Origin of the sequence: Microscilla marina ATCC 23134 (genome assembly GCF_000169175.1) — a bacterium.
Taxonomy (GTDB): Bacteria; Bacteroidota; Bacteroidia; order Cytophagales; family Microscillaceae; genus Microscilla; species Microscilla marina.
The window spans coordinates 98,188-117,546 of sequence record NZ_AAWS01000020.1; the positions used below are offsets into that span (position 1 = coordinate 98,188).

A 19,359-nucleotide genomic window follows, 5' to 3' on the forward strand; every position below is an offset into this window, starting at 1 on the left:
CCAAAGAATCCCTTATTTTTTCTTAAAAAAAACTATAACAATTTCAAAACGAAGTCCTTGATTAAACACAGGCACTCAATAAAAGGCTTGGCACCTTGAGGGTGAGTAATTAGCAAACAAACCAGTACCTTAAACATTAAATAAATGTAGAGAGAGTTAAATAAAAAAACACTGATCAAATCAATGACCAGTGTTAGAATTGTTAATGAGGGTTATTATAAGTACCAAGGCAGCATTAAACATACCTAATGAGTAGGTGTAACTACCTTATGATGAGCAAGTTACTCTTACTTGCTGTTACTTGAAATCCTCAATTGCCGCACATTGGACATACTAAGACTCTTGTAAGAAAGGGTATTTGTAGTCTGTAGGAGGCAATAAGTTTTCTTTTACAGTACGAGGCGACACCCAGCGCAACAGGTTAACCATTGCTCCGGCTTTGTCATTGGTACCAGAGGCACGTCCACCCCCAAAAGGTTGTTGCCCTACTACTGCACCTGTGGGCTTGTCGTTAATGTAGAAGTTACCTGCCGCTTGGTGCAAGCGTTTGGTAGCAAGCTCTGCCGCATAACGGTCTTTAGAGAAGATAGCGCCAGTCAGGGCATAAGGTGAAGTTTCGTCTACCAACTTGAGCGTTTCTTCAAACTTCTCAGGGTCATACACATGAATAGTCAATACAGGGCCAAAAATTTCTTCGCACATGGTACGGTATTTAGGGTCATCGGCTCTCAACACAGTAGGCTCAATAAAATAACCCGTAGACTTGTCGTGGTTACCTCCTGCAATCAACTCTACTCCCGCATCTTGTTTGGCTTGGTCTATATAGCCCGCAATTTTATCAAAAGCTTTTTCATCTATCACAGCGTTGATAAAGTTGGTGAAGTCCTCAGTACCCCCCATTTTTATCTCGGCAAGGTCAGCTTGCATGTATTTTTTTACATCCTCCCAGATATTGGCAGGAATGTAGGCGCGTGATGCTGCCGAACACTTTTGTCCTTGAAACTCAAAAGCACCTCTTACCAAACCAGTAGCTACCTCTTGGGCGTTTGCCGATTTGTGAGCTACCACAAAATCTTTACCTCCTGTTTCGCCCACAATGCGGGGGTAAGCTTTGTATTTGGCTATATTTTCACCAATTGTTTTCCACAAGTGTTGGAAAACCCCCGTACTTCCGGTAAAGTGTAGTCCGGCAAAATCGGCGTGGTTAAATACCACATCACCTGCTTCAGGTCCGTCTACATAAATAAGGTTGATCACTCCGTCAGGCAAACCAGCTTCTCTAAACACTTCCATAATTACATTGGCAGCGTAAATTTGAGTTTCAGAAGGTTTCCACACTACGGTGTTACCCATCATAGCCGGAGCTGCTGGCAGGTTGCCGGCAATTGCCGTAAAGTTAAACGGAGTAATGGCAAATATAAACCCTTCCAGCGGACGTTGCTCAGTACGGTTCCAGGTGTTAGGACTACCTGGCACTATAGGCTGTTGATTGTAAATCTCGCCCATATAATGTACATTAAACCTAAGGAAGTCTATAAACTCACAAGCAGCATCTATTTCTGCCTGGTAAGCATTCTTTGACTGTCCAAGCATAGTAGCTGCATTGATCTTGGCACGGTAAGGACCTGCAATCAAATCAGCTGCTTTTAAAAAAATAGCCGCACGATGTTCCCAGGCTAAGTTTTCCCAATTTGCCTTTGCGTCCAAAGCCGCTTGAACAGCCTTCTCTGCATGGCTACGGTCTCCATAGTTAAAGTGCCCCAATACGTGTTGGTGATCATGAGGAGGAGATAGCTTCTTTTTGACATCGGTACGAACCAACTCGTTGCCAATGTACATAGGTACGTCAACTTCTTGAGAGCGCAATTCTGCAATGGCAGCCTTGATTGCTGCTTTTTCGGGTGAACCGGGAGCATAAGACAGTACTGGCTCGTTGGTTGGATAGGGTATACTGAAAAATCCTTTTGACATACTATTATTTAAATAAATGTTAAAATAATACAAATAAAGACCTTCTGAAGTAAAGCCATTGATTTTAAAATTGAAGAAAATGCAACTTATTTTATCTGTATCAAGTTAGTATTGTAAAATATTATTTGGTTTAACAGGGATCAAGCTTACATATACACCTCTCAAGCCCAATAAAATTATAGAACCAAACCTGTACGGCGAATTCAATAGGTCAGATTTTGAGATACGAAAATGATCTTATAAATTGTAAGGCGCAACCTTTATGAGAAAAAAAACAGATTTTTGGATAAAATTGTATCGTACATAAAAGCAAGCCAAATTCTGTGCAACTAAAACATCATAAAGACGGTAAGAGTATTATAATGAAGCTTAGTTTCTTCGTAGGTTCACAATGCCAAAATAAACGACTGACTTTTTTAAAAAACAGCTAATTATTTAGGTGTTGTCACCAAACAATCAAAAATTTTTAAACTACCCCCTTGTTTTGTTTGTCAAGAAGGCATACAAAACACCCAACTTATTAGATAAACTGGTAAAATCTTAAAATATATAATATGGCAGCTAACGATTTTTTAGCCGAAACTCCGGAAAATTTTGAGCAGAAATGTTTGTGTATACTTGTATTGGATGTATCTGGATCAATGATAGGTAATCCCATCCAACAACTAAACGAAGGGCTGCAACGATTTAAACAACAAGTGATGAACGATGAAATAGCCTCTCAACGACTTGAAATATGCATTATCACATTTTCAGGGCGGGTGGCTTGTATTCAAGAACCTTCATTGATTCATAACTTTGAAATGCCCACACTCAAAGCTGGAGGTTCTACTGCACTGGTAGATGGTTTGCGCCGTGCAATACTAAAAGTAACCACGCGAAAAAACTGGTACAAGCAAACGGGACAACCTTATTACCGTCCGTTTGTAATTATGATTACAGATGGCGAGCCTGATGCCGATCAGGATGTAAAAGGTGTATCACAAGATATTGACATAAGAGTTGACAATAAAGAATTTTTATTTTTCCCAATTGGAGTACAAGATGCCAACATGGACGTATTGAGACAGTTGTCGCACCGCAGTACTCCCCCAATGATGTTACGAGGCCTAAACTTTAATGAGTTTTTCCAGTGGTTGAGCAACAGTGTGAGTGTGATCACTAAATCGAAAGAAGGAGACAAGGTAAACCTTCCGGATACATCAGGTTGGGGACAAATTGCTATCTAAATTATTCATAAGGAATGGTGAGAAATTAAATTACCATTCTTGAGGTAGAGGTTTTGTTTTGAGACGAGGCTATTTTTTGCGCCCATAGCAGCGCTACGGGCAATAAAAATAACGAAGTATGAAGGCGAAAAATCACCTCTCAGAGTGTAAATTTATTTTTGAACAATTCCTAAGCACTGTAGCATAAAAATATTGGCTTCCGGAGGTAAACTTCGGAAGCTTATTTATATCTGTTAAAATAAAAACTTGCTAAAATCGCACAAAAGTATTTGGCGAGCTTGCCGGGCACAAGTATTCATACACCTCACAAAATCTTCCATTTCTTAGTTTAAAATATGCAGAGGCATTTGTATTATATTTCAGGTGTGCAAATTTCCCGTTTCACTCATTATGTTTTTTATTACATAGTGATGTTAGGATGGGGTAATTGGACAAGTGTGCAAGCCCAAAATACCTATCGTTGTACTTTAAAAGTATACCCTAAGTCGCAGCAAAAAACGGCAAATAGTGCCACAAAAAATAAATGGACTATTTTTGTTGAACAATATAATGATACACAATGTATCGGGCTTTTGGGTAAACAAAAACTAAGTAATCAAACAAGTCGGCATTTCAAAGACTTAGTATTCAATGCTGCCTCTCAACACGTCATTCATCTCCGTTTTTCTTCTTCTCAAAGCCCATTTATAGAACAGCACCATACTTTTAGTATTGCCGATGATTCGTTGGATACCCAACAAACTCAAACCATTCGGTTAGACGCATACACCACCATAACTATGGTACTGCACCAACATTTGCTCACCCCTGCACAAACTGGAGTACCAAGGCTATGGGTAACCACTTATAATAAAGAAAATATTCAGGGTGTATCAGGAGTAAAGGTGTTAGTAAAATACCTATTGCCACCAGGCATAAACCAAGGCAAAGGGTATATAAAAGCATTGATGCAAAAACGTCGCCCACAGCCATTGTTAATTTACAGAATAGCGCAGGGAAAGTTAGTAAATGACCTGATGCTTAACTTTACTTCTGATACCTTAAACCTTGCCTTATTTATTCCTTACCACGAGTTGCCCTATTGGAAACCAAATATTGGTTTTCAGTTGGTACATGTAGCAGAGGCGTGTTTGCTTACAAGTTTTTGGGTAAAAACAAAATACAGACGCGAAGATGGCTATGATTTAAAAGGGCATGTATCACTGTTGCCTGTGCGTAAATATAGCGCAAGTGGTATATCGTTTGGAGTAAATTTTCAAGTACCTTCATTTTATACCAAAAACTTAAGGCATAACTTTTTGAGACTGCAACTTTTGGGAAAAGTAAACAATTTACAAAGGGTATGGGGGCATCAGCGGTTTCGGGTGAAGCAATTGGTGGATTGGCAAAACAAGGTATGGCTGCGAGATTCTTTTTTGCCTTATGCTGCATTGGCAAAATATACAGATAAGTTAGAGGTTCAGTTGGTAGTAGGCGCATTTTTAACTGGACTTAGAAGCACCGTGTTTTATACTGGATACCCCCAGCAACAATCAAGCAGGGTAATGTATAAGGAGCAAACCTGCGCTCTTACATTACCCCCCATGCAATACTTAAAAATACGTCCGGTATTTTTGAAAATGCGTAAAAAAGGCACGATAACGAAATCCTTAAAAACGCGTACTGTACAGTTAACAGTGCGTATTCAAAGGTATAAGCTTTATCAAACAAGGCGATACATTTACCAAAAAAAACTCCGGTTTGATAAAAACGAAAAAGATACATTGGCACTGGTAAAAAATGATACGTTCACTTTGGAAGTAACCGATAATAGTTACCCCAAAAAAGTGCTGTTTCAGGCGAGTGTCAGCTGTACTGCTGATATTTTGAGGCGAAAGTTTTGGAAACTGAAAGACAAATATGGTAATTACCTCAAAATTGCGGTACAGAAGTTAACTACAGGAAAAGACAAATTTTTACATACGAATGGCAAAAAAAAAACAAAAACTCTGGGTGGTCGTAGGTGATTCGGTCATGGGGCTAAACCACGTAAAAAATAATATTCCTTGTCAGGACAGCCACTTGTACGAAGAAATGGAGAATGGATGGGGCATTGCAATTGTAGCCGATGGTGCTGGCTCGGCAGATTATTCTCATCAAGGATCTCAATTTGTAGTAAAAGAAGGGATGAGCTTGTTTAAAAAAATAGTCACCGAAAATAAGTGGACGACAAGTAAAAAACTGCCCGAACAAGCCAAATGGCATAAGTTGGCAAAAACCAACCTAAAGCAACTCAGGAATATGCTGGCAAAAGAAGCTGAGCAAACCAAAAAAGAGTTGGGACAGCTGGCCTCTACCATTATGGTAGCTATTTTTTCGCCACTGGGCATTTTGTGTACTCACATAGGCGATGGCAGAGGAGGCTATAGTAACTCAGAAGGTGAATGGAAACCTTTGTTTACTCCCTGGAAGGGAGAGTATGCCAATGAAACAATTTTTTTGACTTCGGACATTTGGGCAGACAAAGAGGTAGACAAGTTTGTAGAAAGCAAGGTAATTAATGAAAAACCATTTGCGTTTACGCTCATGTCTGATGGACTCGAAATGCATTCGTTTGAGTGCAGCGTATGGGACGAAAAAGAGGAGAAGTATTATGATCCTAACCGCCCTTATCAAAAGTTTTTCAATCCGGTAGTGAATGGTTTGGTGCAAATGAAGCAAAGCCGTATGACCGATGATGAGATCAAGGGCAAATGGAACAAGTTTTTGCGTGAGGGTAACGAAAAGATCAAGAACGAACCCGATGATAAAACAATGATTATTGGAGCTTATTTTCCAAACGGAACGTCATAAATAGGTCTACATTATAAATCACACAAAAAGCCTTGCCTGGTCAGTATCAAGCAAGGCTTTTTTTAGGCAATGTTGTGCTTATATTGAAGAACTAGCTCCTGGCTGTCCCGACCCCGTTCTTATGCTTAACTTACGGCTTTGATTGGTGAAAGCAGAGAGGTTGCCATCTGTAGGCACACCATCGATGATGTACAATGGCTCAGTTGATCCTCCAATAGATGAAGTATGTTTTCCACCTGTTATTTGTGCCATTTCAGCTTTGTTTAATACCCAGTCTTGTTTTTTGATTTTACGCATATTTAATTTAGGAGAAAATATTTGGGTTGACACCCAAATGCCATTTAATGTTTGATATGTTGCAAAGGAACGGAAAAGGTATGAAAACGGGTTAGAGAGAGCGGGAAAATAGTAGGATAAATTGATAATTGGTTAAGTAATTTGAACAAAATAGCATAAGCTTATTCCAAAAACGCATAATGATTGGTAGAGGATGTTATTTTGCAGGGCTACTTTTGTAGTATATTTTATTAACCTAAATACAAAACGATATGAATTTAGTTGAAAAATTTCAGGCAATTATTATTACAAAACAGCAGCAAAAAGCACTAAAAGGTGGATTTACAATTATAGGTGGAGAGCAAGAGGAAGTGCAGAATATTGTGGGTGGTGAACAAGAGGAAGTTCAAAACTTTGCTGGCTAATAGCAAAGTGAACGTTTTGCTGGCTGTGCTATTATTATATTGAGCTCTTGCTGAGTTCATGGCAACAACCCTGACATTTTTCAAACGTCAGGGTTGTGGTGTTTTAGTGGGTAAATATTTATATTTAACATAATATAATGTTATAATAGAGTCAATTCTTTTTTTACGACAGTGTCAGATTGTTAAACGAGTGCCATCAAGTATAAGTAGTTGGCCTTAACCGATCGAAACTCTAAAATAAGTTGTTCTTTGGGTCTGTGGGTGGTTTGATTTGTGGGGACATAAATCAAGTTGAAAAATAGTAGGTAGAGTAAGTAACTGGGCTAAATAATTAACAACAATCCTGTAACATTCCCCTTGTTTTTACTGTTTTAACAAAACATTGTAATGGCAATAAAATCAATAACTCAGTGATAGCCAAATACAGCATAAGTAAAGAAACCCAACCTAATGAATCAACAGTTTTTTACAAGCAAACAAAAACCTGTACTGCTACAGGTTACCCCAAAAGGCATAGGGGGCGAGGGCAACGTATACAGTGTAGTGGTGGATGACAATGAAGTGCCCCTAGTGGCTAAAATATACCATACCAAAGAGTTAGAAAGAGAAGCGACCAATCAACAACAAGGCAAACCTACCCGTGAAGCCAAAATTCGCCACCTCATAAGGTTCCAGACGCAACTCTCACCCAATTGTTCGGCTATTTTTCCAGAGGAAACATTGTATAATGCGCAAGGCGATTTTGTGGGTTTTTTGATGCGTGAAGCCCCTGGCGATACCGACTTATCAAGCCTTTGTTCGTTAAAATTATTTGCAGGTTTGCCCAGTCAGTGGCATCAAAAGTATGACCGTTATGAGGGGGCAGGAGTAGCTGATTTTGCCCAGTTATGCCAGAAAATAGCCCAGGTATTTGCTCAGATTCATCAAACCGAAGAGTTGGTGTTGGTAGATGTAAAACCCGAAAATATCCACGTATCATTTCAGGGTGAGGTATCATTGATTGATATTGACTCGGTGCAGGTGGTTAACAAAAACGAAGTACTTTTTCCGGCAAACAAACTTACCCCAGAATATTGCCCTCCTGAATATCAAGACCTTCATTTTAAACAAGATTTTATTCCCCAAACCTGGGATAGGTTTGCGCTGGGAGTTATTTTTTATAAATTATTGTTGGGTTTACACCCCTACACGGGCAGTTGTTACCCACCCTATGATGAACTTACCACCAATGCCCAAAAAATAGCTGAGGGGTTGTTTCCACATGGTGCCCAAAAAGAATATTTTTCTATCATACCTCACCCTCATCAAAGTTTTAACAAAATGCCCGAAGAACTGCGAGCACTTTTTTATCGTTGTTTTGAAGAGGGGCACCAAAAACCCGATGCACGTCCTCAGGCTACAGAGTGGGAGCAAGCCTTTGGGCAGGTAGCCCACCACGAGTATGCAGGTATGGTGCGTGTGGCGCCGCAAGTACTCACCAAGGTTGAGCCAAACAATGCTACTACCCCAGTGCAGGCAGTCAAAGAATCAAGGGTGGCATTGTGGGGCTTTTTCAGTGCCGCAGTCATGTTGCTCTTTTTTCTGAGTATCATATTCAAAAACATTGCAGGTGAAGCACCTGTGTATGCTGCCGATTATGAATATTACAAGCAGTACTTTCCGGGCGATTATCAGGTAGCCCACCCTATAGTTGAAGGGCGTCGTTTGGTGCTCAATTATGGTAAGTACGGTTTTTTGAACAGCAAAAATGAAGTAGTCATTCCTTTGCAATACGACTATGCCGACGATTTTAAAGAAGGAGTTGCCTGTGTAGCAAAAAATGGGAAGTATGGATTTATAGATGAGCAAGGCAAGGTCGTCATTCCTTTACAATATGATGGTGCCGCATTTTTTTTCAATGGCAAAGCACAAATAGAAATAATTACCCCTAAGGGTAGAAAGTACCTCCTGATCGATCGTGATGGCAAGCCAGTGACCCATAAGTATGACTATATTGGCGACTTTTATTACGGGAGAGCCGTGGTCAGAACGGGAGACCTGATAGGGTTTATTGATGAAAATGGCCACGAAATCATCTCACTGAAGTATATTTATGCGCATAACTTTGACGAAACAGGCGTAGCATTAGTAGGTGATAAACTAAAAAAACATTATATTAATAAAGCAGGTGGGCATGTACGCAATTATATTCCGCCTAAGCACTAAAGCAATGGTAATTTAATGCCTGACCAACGTTGTTACACTATGAAAAAGTTGACTGTATATACATCTGATCAAATACCTATTTTGCTTGAAAACCCTCCATTGGGGCAAGGAGGGGAGGGAGTGGTATACAAAACCCGCAATGCCCGGCTCAACGGTAACTTTGTGGCCAAAATATACCACCCACAAGAACGTACTGACTTACGTGAGCCTAAAATCAAGTACCTGATTGAGCACGCTCCTCAGCTGGAGGTGACCAATAGCGCCATTTTTCCCGAACAGCCTCTGTATAACCAAGCAGGTGAGTTTGTGGGTTTTTTGATGAAACAAACCATCGATCAAGTGGACATCACGTCATTGTGTAGTCTTACACCATCGGCAAAACTGAATGCCAGTTGGCATAAAAAATACCATCGTTACACTGCCCAGGGGGTAGGAAATCGGCTAAAAGTATGTTATAATATTGCCCAGGCATTTGCCCAATTGCACCAGTCTGGTAAGTTTGTCTTTGTTGACATTAAACCTGAAAATATAAAGCTTACTTATGATGGCACTGTGTCTTTGATAGACATAGATTCTATTCAAATAGCTGAAAACAATCAGTTGCTGTTTGCAGCGCAAAAACTGACGCACGAATACAGTCCAGCCGAAATTGCCCAGCTGGACTTTAAGAAAGAATATGTGCCCCAGCACTGGGACAGGTTTTCATTGGCAGTGGTATTTTATAAAATCTTGTTTGGACTGCACCCCTATACTGGAAGCTGCCAACCACCTTTTGATCAACATGTGACCAACGAACAAAAAATAGCTAAAGGCTTGTTTGTACACGGGAGGCAAAAAAAGCATTTTAAGGTAATACCTACGCCCCATCAAAACTTCAAGCTTATTTCACGTAAACTACAACAATTGTTTTTACGTGCATTTGAAGAGGGACACCAACAACCCGACAAACGCCCCACGATGCATGAGTGGATGGAAGTGTTGACTCAAACCAAGGCTTTTGAGTTTAAATCAACCCATACTGTACAAAACTGGGAGCTGCAACCATTGTCAAGTGCTCATTCAAATGTGCAAGCTGGCGTTTTGTCGTCTCCATCGCCTCAGGTAGTAAATAGTGCTTGGCAAACATTACAGGTAAAGCTTAATAAAAACATACGCTTGGTGGGCATGGTAAGTATTTTAGTAGGTGCAGGAATTATATTTGGGATAGCCAATAGTAGTTTGTCGTTTAACTCAAGCGATGCACCCGCGTCAGAACGGATGCTTACTATGGGTACCTTTCACGATGGTGTTGCTTGGCAAAAATATAGCAAAGACAGTTATATATATGTAGATCGCTGGGATAAATGGGCAATCAACGAAACGTTTGAAGAAGCTTATGACTTTGCAGACGGAACGGCAAAAGTAAAGAAACGAGGAAAATATGGCTTTATCAGTTTACAAGGACGGCAGGTAGTACCGTTTGAGTATGACTACATAGAGGGAACCACCCTGCCCACTGGCAAACGCCTACTCAAAGTAGGGCAAGGCAATAAGTTTGGTTTGATTAATCGGAATGGCGAACGAGTATTACCTATCATTTATGACAATGTATGGTATAATAGCAAAACAGGTGTGATAGAGTTGCAAAAAGGAACTAAATTTGGCTTGTATGATCATGAAGGAGTAGAGCTTGCCCCATTTAGGTACAAGTCACGCCAGGAAATGAAACAACAGACTAAGCGGTTACTCAAGCTATACCATTCTATCAAATGATCAGCAAATCAGTAGCAACTGTTACCAATCTGGCAATTGATTGATCATTATTAATTACTAAGTAACTATAACTAATAAATACAACAACATAATTAAAGGTTTAGTTGATTGTTCTTATATTGTCAGTCAGTAGACAAAATATGAACTGTTTAAAACTCAAAAAAGATCATGACTCAGCAATTTGATGAGAAAAGTAAGGGCGGTTTTGGGCGCAAAATAAAGTTTACCCGCGATGCAGACGACCAAGAACCACAAAAAGGCAAGTACGAAGACATATTGAAAAGCGTAGTGGTTACGGGGTTTATTTTGGCGGCTTTGATTGCCTTAATTACTCAGGTAAACATACCTGAAACCAAGCGACCAACGGTTGCCAAGAAAAAGGTGAGCGAAGAAGAAAAAGAACGGATACGCAGGCTAAAGCAATATTCTTCGGTAGGGTATTTTCACGAAGGTTATGCACGCGCCGAAAAGAACGGGAAGTATGGCTTTGTAGATGAAAACGGCAAAGAGATAATTCCTCCTAAGTATGAGTGGGTAGGAAAATTTAAAGAAGGAGTAGTAAGGGTGTTTAACAACAATAAAGCAGGCTATATAGAAAAGGCTGGCAAAGTGGTGATTCCTGAAAAATATGATGATGCCTGGGAGTTTAGCGAAGGACTGGCAAAAGTAATGCTGGTAAAAAATATCAACGATAAAACAGTAGCAAGGTACGGCTTTGTAAACAAAAAAGGACAAGAAGTAGTCCCTGCACAGTATGAAGATACCCAAAGCTTTCATGGAGGACTTGCTGCTGTACGCAAAGGGGGCAAGTGGGGGTATGTAAACCAGCGTGGCAAAGTAGTCATTCCATTTAAATATAAACAAGCCAACAGTTTTATTGATGGTTTTGCTATGGTAAGTCTGGGCGATGAAAATCCTCATTTTATTAGTCGACAAGGTGATAAATATGATGATTTTAGAGCTTATGAAGAGGGAGTGGCCGCTGTCAGAAAAAATGGTAAGTGGGGATTTATTGATGAGCAGGGCAAACTGATGATTCCTTACCGTTATGATGATGTACGCTCTTTTAAGAAAGGGTGGGCACAAGTACGCACAGGCAAAAAGAAATATTATATAAATAAAGAAGGAAAGCGACTAAAATAGGTATGTAAAGAAGCGGTTGGATGAAGTAAAATGGCGCTGCCTTTCTGTTAAGAGACACAATATGAAGTTATACACAACAGAACAATGTATGTTGCTGAATGGGCAACCCTTGGGTAGTGGGGCAGAAGGAAATGTATATGAAGTAGTAGCGCCTACTGCTTTCAAAAACTACGTAGCTAAGGTGTACCATCGTCATGAACAACACAAACACCGGGCGTCTAAAATCAAGCACTTGATTACTGCCCAAGCAAGTAGCAATATTTCTTCAGCAGTTATTTTACCTAAAGAATGTTTATATAACGAGGAGGGAGATTTTGTGGGCTTTTTGATGCCTAGAGTAAATGCCCCTTATCATTTAACCTCCCTTTGTAGTTTAAGCCTGCCCCACAATGCCCCCGAAGCCTGGTATAATAAATACGCCAGAGTGCCTTATAATTTATATTTTCGTTTATTAATTTGTAAAAACCTGGCCGAGGTAGTTGCCAGCTTACACCAAACCGGACAATATGTATTTGCTGACCTGAAGCCCGAAAATATCAAGGTAAATCTCCAGGGCGATGTGTTTGTCATAGATGTTGACTCTATTCAAGTTACTCAGGATCAAGCTTTGTTGTTTGCCACCGAGAAAATCACCCCCGAATATGCTCCACAAGAGGTCAAACAAATTCACTTTAAACATGAGATTGTACCAGTACACTGGGACCATTTTTCACTAGGGGTGATTTTTTATAAGGTATTACTGGGTTTACACCCTTACACAGGCACTTGCTTACCTCCTTACGAAGATTTGGTGTCGAATGAACAAAAAATTCAAGCCAACTTGTTGCCTTTGGGGGACCAGGCACAACATTTTGACATCATTCCTGAGCCTCACCAGGCTTTTGGTCAATTGCCATCGTCTGTGCAACAGTTACTGGAAACCAGCTTTAGTGTTACCCCATCACAGCGCCCCGACGCACTATGCTGGCAACAAACCCTTGAAAAAGAGTTAAAAGTTTTGGGCAAACCCAAAATAAAAAAACAAGTTATAGTAGTGGCTGGCAAGTTGGCAAGCGCCGCGCAAGCCCACCCCGTGGATGTACCCTCCAAACCCAGCAAAGCCCACCGTGATGTGGCCAAGCTGATTGCAGTAAACATTACAGCTTTTATGATATTAATGGCGTTGGTACGCTTTGTATCTGCCAGTAATTTGTTCAAACAAACTACCTTGGTTTCTCCATTGGTGGTCACCCCGTTAAATAGTACAGTAGAAAGCAAAAAAACAACTTATTCAAGCCACAGAGTACTTCATCGGCAAAGCCAAAAGTATGGGTTGGTAGATAGCAAAGGTAAAGTTTTATTGCCTGATGACTACGATTGGATAGGTAACTTTAGCGAAGGATTAGCTTCTATTGTATTAAGAACAAAAACTGGGTATGTCAATGCAGACGGAAAGGTGACGATTCCTTTGGTGTATGACGAAGGTTGGGCGTTTCGTTATGGTTTTGCTAGGGTAAGTATACGTCAAAAAATGGCCATGATTAATCAACAGGGCAAGTTGTTGGTGCCCTTGTATTACGATGGTGTATGGAATTTTGACCTCCCTGCCAAAGGTTTGGCCAGAGTAGAGCGTCAAGGGAAGTATGGATTTATCAACCAACAAGGCAAAGAGGCCATAAAGTTATGGTTTGATTGGGCAGATGATTTTGCCGGACGTGCCACTACTAAGGTAAAAATCAAAGGCGAAACTTATATTATCAACAGGCTAGGAAAAGTACTGGGCAGAGCCAAACGCCTTAAATAGTAAAACGGAAAAAATAAAGTAATCCAAATTTGGTGCAATATCTTATTGTCAGGCGATTGAAAAAATCTTTGCGTAGCCAAAGCTACGGAACTATTTTTTCAAGAAGCCTGGCGGTAAGAGTTTAGTCAAATGGATCAGGTTATTTTTGTAGTTTTACATAGAAAAAAGCTCCACTAGGTCTTTGTTTATTTGTATGCATTAGCAAACAATTGAGTTGTTTGGGTAACAAATTAGCAAAGCAGGATGTATGCCGTTGTTCTGTTGTTAAACTACACCAGTATTTACATTGGTTATAAAGCTGCTATGAAAAACTATTATGAAAAGCTTCAGGTTTCGAAAACAGCTACCACCGAAGAGATAAAAAAAGCATATAGGAAACTATCTAAGAAGTACCATCCAGATATGCATCAAGGGGGTAATGAATATGCTGAAGAAGTTTTTAAAGAGGTGAGCGAGGCTTATGAGGTGCTTTCTGACCCTACCAAAAAAGCATACTACGACTACCAGGTAGAACTGGCAAAACAGTATGTTGCCAACCAAGCTTCTTATACTGCTACAGCCCAATCACCCTATCAAACTACCAAAAGCCGTAAGCAATACCGTAGTAACAGGCGTTCCAATGTGAAAATTGTAAAGTCGCAACGAGGTGCTAAGGGTATTTTTCCTGTATTTTTAGGTGGTTTTTTGGCTATCGGTCTGTTGATAATATTTATTTATCAAGCCGAGCAAAAAAGGTTGGCAGCAAGAGCCAAGTTGCCTGATCTGAAAGATGACCGAATGCTGATATATGACTTTATTCAAGACCATGATTATATTGACGGTTTCAGAAACGGATTATCCTGGGTGCTCGATAACAATAAGTTTGGAGTAATAGATACTGCCGGCCAGGTAGTAATCAAGGCGGTGTATGATTGGCATGGGTATTTCAAGGAGGGGATAGCACCAGTAAAACGCAACAACAAGTATGGGTTTATCAATAGCAAAGGCAAAGAGATTACCCCTATTCAATACGATGTTGTCGAAGATTTCTCTGAGGGAAGGGCTTTCGTCATGCAAAATCATCAATATAGTATTATTAACCGAAAGGGGAAAGAAGTAGTCAAACTTAGCTATGACTATGTAGATGAGTTTAAAAACGGACTGGCAAAGTGTTACCTCAATGGTAAGTGGGGGTTTATAGACCTGCAAGGCAATGAAGTAGTAAGCCTGAAATATCACAAAGTATACTTGTTTAATGAAGGACTTGCTGCAGTACAATGGCACAATGGCTATGACTATAAGTGGGGGTTTATCAATAAGAAAGGCGAAGTGGTCATTCCATTTATTTACGATGATGTGAACAGTTTTGGGCAAAGTGGGGTAGCTGATGTGACATACAATAACGTGCATCAAACCATTAATAAAAAAGGAAAGTGTCTTGCCGGGTGCTTTTCGCAAAAGTAAACAAGTGGTGCAGGCAGAACTAATGCATACAAATGAAAGACTATTATCAGAGGCTAGGTGTAAAACCTACCGCAAATTTTGATGAAATAAAAAAGGCATACCGTCAGTTGTCAAAAAAATACCACCCCGACATGTACGGAGGAACACACCTGTATGCTGAGGATGTGTTTAAAGAAATACAACAGGCCTACCATACACTTGCAGACGATAGCAGACGAGCTGCTTATGACTATCAGCTAGAAGTATATCGTAACCCACCTAAACGTACCATATATAAAAATACACCAGGGCAGCATACGCATCAGGCACCGCATAACTACTACCGCAACTCTTCAGTAGAGGTATCTAAAACCGATATATTAAAGTCTACGACTGTATGGGTGGCTTTAGGAGTAGGCGTAGTATGGATGGTTTTTATGTTCATGTATTACCTCAAAAACGAGGGAATAGGAGGCGATGACTACGTAACTACGGGTAGCTCGCTATCGGGCGACCAAAGCAAGTTGTTTAAATTACGCGAAAAATACAGCCAATTAGGGCCCTTGGAAGACGGTGTGACCTGGGGGTATAAAAATGGCAAGTATGAGTTGGTAGATACTTCGGGCAAGGTGTTGTCGGCAAAGTATGACTGGGTAGGAGGGTTTAACGAAAAAGTAGCGGTAGTAAAAAAAGCGGGTAAATATGGCTACGTAAAAAATACTGGGCAGGAACTTACACCTTTTAAATATGATTTTGCCGAAAAAGTAACCGATAGAATAGCCATTGTTCAATACAACAACAAATACTATATTTTGCATTTTGAAGGTAGATTTAAAAGTATTGAGCTTACAGGAGTATCGGCGGTGGGTGCTTACGCTGAGGGATTGTTGCCTGTAAAATTAGCCGCCACAGAAAAGTGGGGGTATATCAATGCCGAAGGCAAAGGAATGATTTTGCCAGCTTATTGGGATGTTACCGAGTTTAGGAATGATTTGGCAGGAGTAAAAGATACCACTACCCATTTGTGGGGATATATTAACCCTTCGGGTAAGTTGGTAATTCCGTTTAGTTATGAGAAAGTGACCGTATTTAAAGATGGAAAAGCCAGGGTTACACGTAACCATAAGACCTATATTATCGATAATATAAATAGATGTGTAGCTGACTGTGACTAAAACAATTCACAATTATCTCTCGTCTTTATCAAGTGATCATATTTTTGTGCATAAAGTGCTTGTGATGCTTTATGGCAAAACCATTTTTAACCCGGAAATTTATGTACCAACTACCCTCAAAAGTGCTCAATAGACAAGGTCAAACTGTTGAGCTAAAAACCGCTCACTTAGGAAGTGGAGGTGAAGGAAGTGTCCACGCAATTTTGAATAATAGCCAATATGATAACCATGTGGCCAAGATTTACCACGAACGAGAACGTTCTGACAGAAGGGCAAGAAAAATAGATTATTTAATTCAGCATCGTCCTGAGCTTCAAGACAGTTATTCAGTCATTTACCCTGAAGAGCCTTTGTTTGACGAAGCCAATAATTTTATTGGTTTTATAATGAAGAGAGCCTTAGGAGAAGCAGACCTTACCTCGTTGTGTTCTTTGAAACCTTCTTCAAAGCTAGACGATAGTTGGCATAATAAGTTTGACCGGGGTACTTCGGCAGGTTTGTACAATCGCGCCATGTTGTGTTTCAATATTGCAGCGGCTTTCAGCCAGGTGCACCGCTCTAAACATGTGGTATTTGTAGATATAAAGCCCGAAAATATCAGAATTACTCAAGATGGTCGAGTATCTATCATTGACCTGGATTCGGTACAAATTATTGACAATGGTGCCTTGTTGTTTAATGCGGAGAAATTGACTCCAGAGTATAGCCCTGGAGAAGCCAAGCAATTGAACTTCAAATCAGACCTTATTCCCGAAAACTGGGACCGTTTCTCTTTAGGGGTTATTTTTTATAAACTTATGTTTGGCTTACACCCGTTTACGGGCACTTGCCGTGATCCTTACCATAACATGGTGTCGAATGAGCAAAAAATAGAAGCTGGGTTATTTCCACAGGGGATCAGAGTACAATATTTCGATGTGATTCCTGAGCCTCATATCCACTTTGAGGTGTTACCCAAACTATTACAACGGTTGTTTATCCGTTGCTTTGACGGAGGACATTACAACCCCGAACTACGCCCCTCAGCTTATGAGTGGTGTCAGGTGTTGCGTAATATTTCTCAAAATGAATACAAACCCCGGAAAGCAAAAAAAGTGTATTAATTATCCCCATTTTGGACAAATATTTCAAAAGCCACCCCAGTAACCGTCTTTGGGTGGCTTTTGGTGTTACACCATAGTTACTGTCTGCCCACCGATAATTATGGAAGGTCTGTCAAAAAAACAACTTTGAGTAACTTTGGTAAATACTTCTATAAATATCAGCGCTCGGTTTTATGAATATTGCAGCTATGTGGCTTTTCTCATCAGTGGTTAAATATGGGCATAACTTGTAACGTGATGAGTATCAAATAAAATGCAAGACTCATAGCCATTCCGTTTTTCAACGATAGATGCTATTAAAATGCTTCGGCAATATTCAAGTAATAATTATTGGTCTTTTTGCCAAATCCCCAGTCCAGGCGTATATTCAGCCTTTCTCTTTTTTCTAATAAGAACCTCAATCCTAGTCCGGCAGAGAACCTCAGATTCTTGATACTAAAGTCGTGGAATCTGTTGGCAACATCTCCAAAACCAATAAAAACCACCCCACCCAGACGTCCAATTAGTTTTTTCCTGTACTCTACTTGTGCCGCCAGCAGGTGCCTCTCTATAAATCGGCCTTCATAATATCCTCTCATGATCTCTTGGCTTCCAAAAAGTGCCAGTTCATTAAAGGGTACATCTCCATGACTGATATGTGCCTTGAACTGGAATGCCAGTACATCATCATTCTTGAACGGCTTGATGTAATGCTTCAGGTCCAGCCTGGTAAGATTAAACCGATGCTCTCCACCCAGCGACTTACCATAAATACCATGAGTTAGTTCCATAAACCAACCTTTGGTAGCATTAAGAATATTATCCCTGCTGTCATATACAGCAGCAAGCTCCAGGCCTATATTGGTAGCTCCACTGGAGCCAGGGAATATCTGTTCATCAAGTATTCCGTTTTCCTTTGGTTTCACGTTGTAAACTCTGTTATACCTGATACCACCACCTATGAATAGGTGCTTGGTGAATATTCGTTTCAATAACAATGGTTCAAACAATACCTGGTTAAAATTAAAATGTTCTTCATTCTCTGTGGGTGTATTCCTGCCAATTCCGTAATATAAACGAGGAAAATCCTGGTAAATAAAATTACCATATATCATCCACTCTTCTCTGTTGGTAAATATTTCAAAGCCAGAGAATAAAATAAACTGGTTTTCTAAAGTATACATGGCAGAAAGCGGCATATTGGAAGTTCTAGTCTCATCTCCGCTACCCCTCATTTTAAACAAATACTTAGCGCCAACACCAAAACCCCAGCTTGTTTCAGGGCTGTAATTGATGATGGGTGCCAGTATAATCTTGGAAGGATATAAACTGGAGTCTGCCGCTGCAGCTTTCTTGTTTGGATGTATAGTGAAGATCTCAACAAATTTCTTCAGGGTACCTTCCTCTTTATCAAGTTCCTCCTGAGCACTGACAGTGAAGCTTAAAAATAAAATTGATAATATGGGTAAAAAAATAAGTCTTTTCATGCAATACTCTGAGGAGTTTTAGATTACCTTTTAAATAAAAAGAGTGGAAGCCATTTTTGTGTTTACGACACCCAAAAACACTTCCACTCATTGAGTATAAAAATACTCACCACGCAAATATTGGATAAAATGCCCGAAATTCATAAGTGGCAACACAATTTTATGATTCATTTATTCATTACTTTGGCTTTGTGGTTGCCATAATTTTGAAAATTTATCTCGTTATGGTCATTATAATGAGGCTAATTATCGTAGTTGGCATACTACTGCTTTTGACTTTTGTAGATTCAATCGCCTTTTGACCCTTAATAACAGCTTTTAGGTGGTTTTTCGTATTTTGGTATTAAACCATAGTTATTGCCTGCCCATCGATAATTATGGAAGGTCTGTCAAAAAAAAACAACTTTGAGCAATTTTAGGAGTAATTTTGGTAGACACTTCTATGAATATCAGAGCTCGGTTTTATTAATATTGCAGCTCATCCTTCATTTACTAAATCAGTACTTATCTTATTCTTCGTCAGCCAAGTTTTTATGTGAAAGCAACTTTCAATGCATGACTTGTCAAACGTATCACT

General features: G+C 39.9%; 14 protein-coding genes. 11 read left to right on the forward strand and 3 right to left on the reverse strand.

What is annotated here, in order from left to right:
* Window positions 1–333: 333 nt before the first annotated feature.
* Window positions 334–1,971, reverse strand: a complete 1,638-nt coding sequence (gene pruA, locus M23134_RS19120; RefSeq protein WP_002698870.1) for an L-glutamate gamma-semialdehyde dehydrogenase — start codon at window positions 1,969–1,971, stop codon at window positions 334–336.
* Between the two features lie 554 nt (window positions 1,972–2,525).
* Here pruA and M23134_RS19125 point away from each other — a divergent pair.
* The 3 genes from M23134_RS19125 to M23134_RS19135 all read left to right on the forward strand — a co-directional run bounded on the left by M23134_RS19125 (window position 2,526) and on the right by M23134_RS19135 (window position 6,032).
* Entirely contained in the window at window positions 2,526–3,200 is a 675-nt protein-coding gene (locus M23134_RS19125) for a vWA domain-containing protein (protein ID WP_002698871.1), read from the forward strand.
* Between the two features lie 407 nt (window positions 3,201–3,607).
* Window positions 3,608–5,206, forward strand: a complete 1,599-nt coding sequence (locus tag M23134_RS19130; protein ID WP_157558550.1) for a hypothetical protein — start codon at window positions 3,608–3,610, stop codon at window positions 5,204–5,206.
* A complete protein-coding gene (locus M23134_RS19135; RefSeq protein WP_002698874.1) occupies window positions 5,166–6,032 on the forward strand; it encodes a PP2C family serine/threonine-protein phosphatase in 867 nt (288 codons plus the stop codon). The genes M23134_RS19130 and M23134_RS19135 overlap by 41 nt, the downstream gene beginning before the upstream one ends.
* A gap of 78 nt (window positions 6,033–6,110) precedes the next feature.
* Here M23134_RS19135 and M23134_RS19140 read toward each other — a convergent pair whose 3' ends face one another.
* The gene (locus M23134_RS19140) at window positions 6,111–6,329 is read right to left on the reverse strand and encodes a hypothetical protein (protein WP_002698875.1); all 219 of its coding nucleotides are present in this window, start codon (window positions 6,327–6,329) and stop codon (window positions 6,111–6,113) included.
* A gap of 251 nt (window positions 6,330–6,580) precedes the next feature.
* On the opposite strand from M23134_RS19140, the gene M23134_RS41240 reads away from it, so the two are divergent.
* The 8 genes from M23134_RS41240 (at window position 6,581) to M23134_RS19175 (ending at window position 17,316) form a co-directional block, all read left to right on the forward strand.
* Complete coding sequence (locus M23134_RS41240) at window positions 6,581–6,733, forward strand: hypothetical protein (RefSeq protein ID WP_002698876.1); 153 nt, start codon at window positions 6,581–6,583, stop codon at window positions 6,731–6,733.
* Between the two features lie 450 nt (window positions 6,734–7,183).
* Window positions 7,184–8,938 (forward strand): WG repeat-containing protein, encoded by a 1,755-nt coding sequence (locus M23134_RS38495; RefSeq protein ID WP_002698877.1) that lies wholly within the window; start codon window positions 7,184–7,186, stop codon window positions 8,936–8,938.
* A 39-nt stretch (window positions 8,939–8,977) separates the two neighbouring features.
* A complete protein-coding gene (locus tag M23134_RS19150) occupies window positions 8,978–10,690 on the forward strand; it encodes a protein kinase domain-containing protein (RefSeq protein ID WP_198145056.1) in 1,713 nt (570 codons plus the stop codon).
* 168 nt (window positions 10,691–10,858) lie between these two features.
* Entirely contained in the window at window positions 10,859–11,833 is a 975-nt protein-coding gene (locus tag M23134_RS19155) for a WG repeat-containing protein (RefSeq protein WP_002698880.1), read from the forward strand.
* Between the two features lie 61 nt (window positions 11,834–11,894).
* Complete coding sequence (locus tag M23134_RS19160) at window positions 11,895–13,616, forward strand: WG repeat-containing protein (RefSeq protein WP_082226596.1); 1,722 nt, start codon at window positions 11,895–11,897, stop codon at window positions 13,614–13,616.
* 303 nt (window positions 13,617–13,919) lie between these two features.
* A complete protein-coding gene (locus M23134_RS42630) occupies window positions 13,920–15,059 on the forward strand; it encodes a WG repeat-containing protein (RefSeq protein WP_316928801.1) in 1,140 nt (379 codons plus the stop codon).
* 32 nt (window positions 15,060–15,091) lie between these two features.
* Window positions 15,092–16,213 (forward strand): WG repeat-containing protein, encoded by a 1,122-nt coding sequence (locus tag M23134_RS19170; RefSeq protein WP_002698886.1) that lies wholly within the window; start codon window positions 15,092–15,094, stop codon window positions 16,211–16,213.
* A 71-nt stretch (window positions 16,214–16,284) separates the two neighbouring features.
* Window positions 16,285–17,316, forward strand: a complete 1,032-nt coding sequence (locus M23134_RS19175; protein ID WP_002698888.1) for a protein kinase domain-containing protein — start codon at window positions 16,285–16,287, stop codon at window positions 17,314–17,316.
* A gap of 296 nt (window positions 17,317–17,612) precedes the next feature.
* Here M23134_RS19175 and M23134_RS19180 read toward each other — a convergent pair whose 3' ends face one another.
* Window positions 17,613–18,782: a BamA/TamA family outer membrane protein gene (locus M23134_RS19180; RefSeq protein WP_002698890.1), complete on the reverse strand. Its 1,170-nt coding sequence runs from the start codon at window positions 18,780–18,782 to the stop codon at window positions 17,613–17,615.
* Window positions 18,783–19,359 lie beyond the last annotated feature (577 nt).

Excerpts from the sequence above, each read along its gene's own strand:
- pruA (WP_002698870.1), bottom strand. The coding sequence starts at position 1,971 with ATGTCAAAAGGATTTTTCAGTATACCCTATCCAACCAACGAGCCAGTA.
- M23134_RS19125 (WP_002698871.1), top strand. The coding sequence starts at position 2,526 with ATGGCAGCTAACGATTTTTTAGCCGAAACTCCGGAAAATTTTGAGCAG.
- M23134_RS19135 (WP_002698874.1), top strand. The coding sequence starts at position 5,166 with ATGGCAAAAAAAAAACAAAAACTCTGGGTGGTCGTAGGTGATTCGGTC.
- M23134_RS19140 (WP_002698875.1), bottom strand. The coding sequence starts at position 6,329 with ATGCGTAAAATCAAAAAACAAGACTGGGTATTAAACAAAGCTGAAATG.
- M23134_RS41240 (WP_002698876.1), top strand. The coding sequence starts at position 6,581 with ATGAATTTAGTTGAAAAATTTCAGGCAATTATTATTACAAAACAGCAG.
- M23134_RS38495 (WP_002698877.1), top strand. The coding sequence starts at position 7,184 with ATGAATCAACAGTTTTTTACAAGCAAACAAAAACCTGTACTGCTACAG.
- M23134_RS19150 (WP_198145056.1), top strand. The coding sequence starts at position 8,978 with ATGAAAAAGTTGACTGTATATACATCTGATCAAATACCTATTTTGCTT.
- M23134_RS19155 (WP_002698880.1), top strand. The coding sequence starts at position 10,859 with ATGACTCAGCAATTTGATGAGAAAAGTAAGGGCGGTTTTGGGCGCAAA.
- M23134_RS19160 (WP_082226596.1), top strand. The coding sequence starts at position 11,895 with ATGAAGTTATACACAACAGAACAATGTATGTTGCTGAATGGGCAACCC.
- M23134_RS42630 (WP_316928801.1), top strand. The coding sequence starts at position 13,920 with ATGAAAAACTATTATGAAAAGCTTCAGGTTTCGAAAACAGCTACCACC.
- M23134_RS19170 (WP_002698886.1), top strand. The coding sequence starts at position 15,092 with ATGAAAGACTATTATCAGAGGCTAGGTGTAAAACCTACCGCAAATTTT.
- M23134_RS19175 (WP_002698888.1), top strand. The coding sequence starts at position 16,285 with ATGGCAAAACCATTTTTAACCCGGAAATTTATGTACCAACTACCCTCA.
- M23134_RS19180 (WP_002698890.1), bottom strand. The coding sequence starts at position 18,782 with ATGAAAAGACTTATTTTTTTACCCATATTATCAATTTTATTTTTAAGC.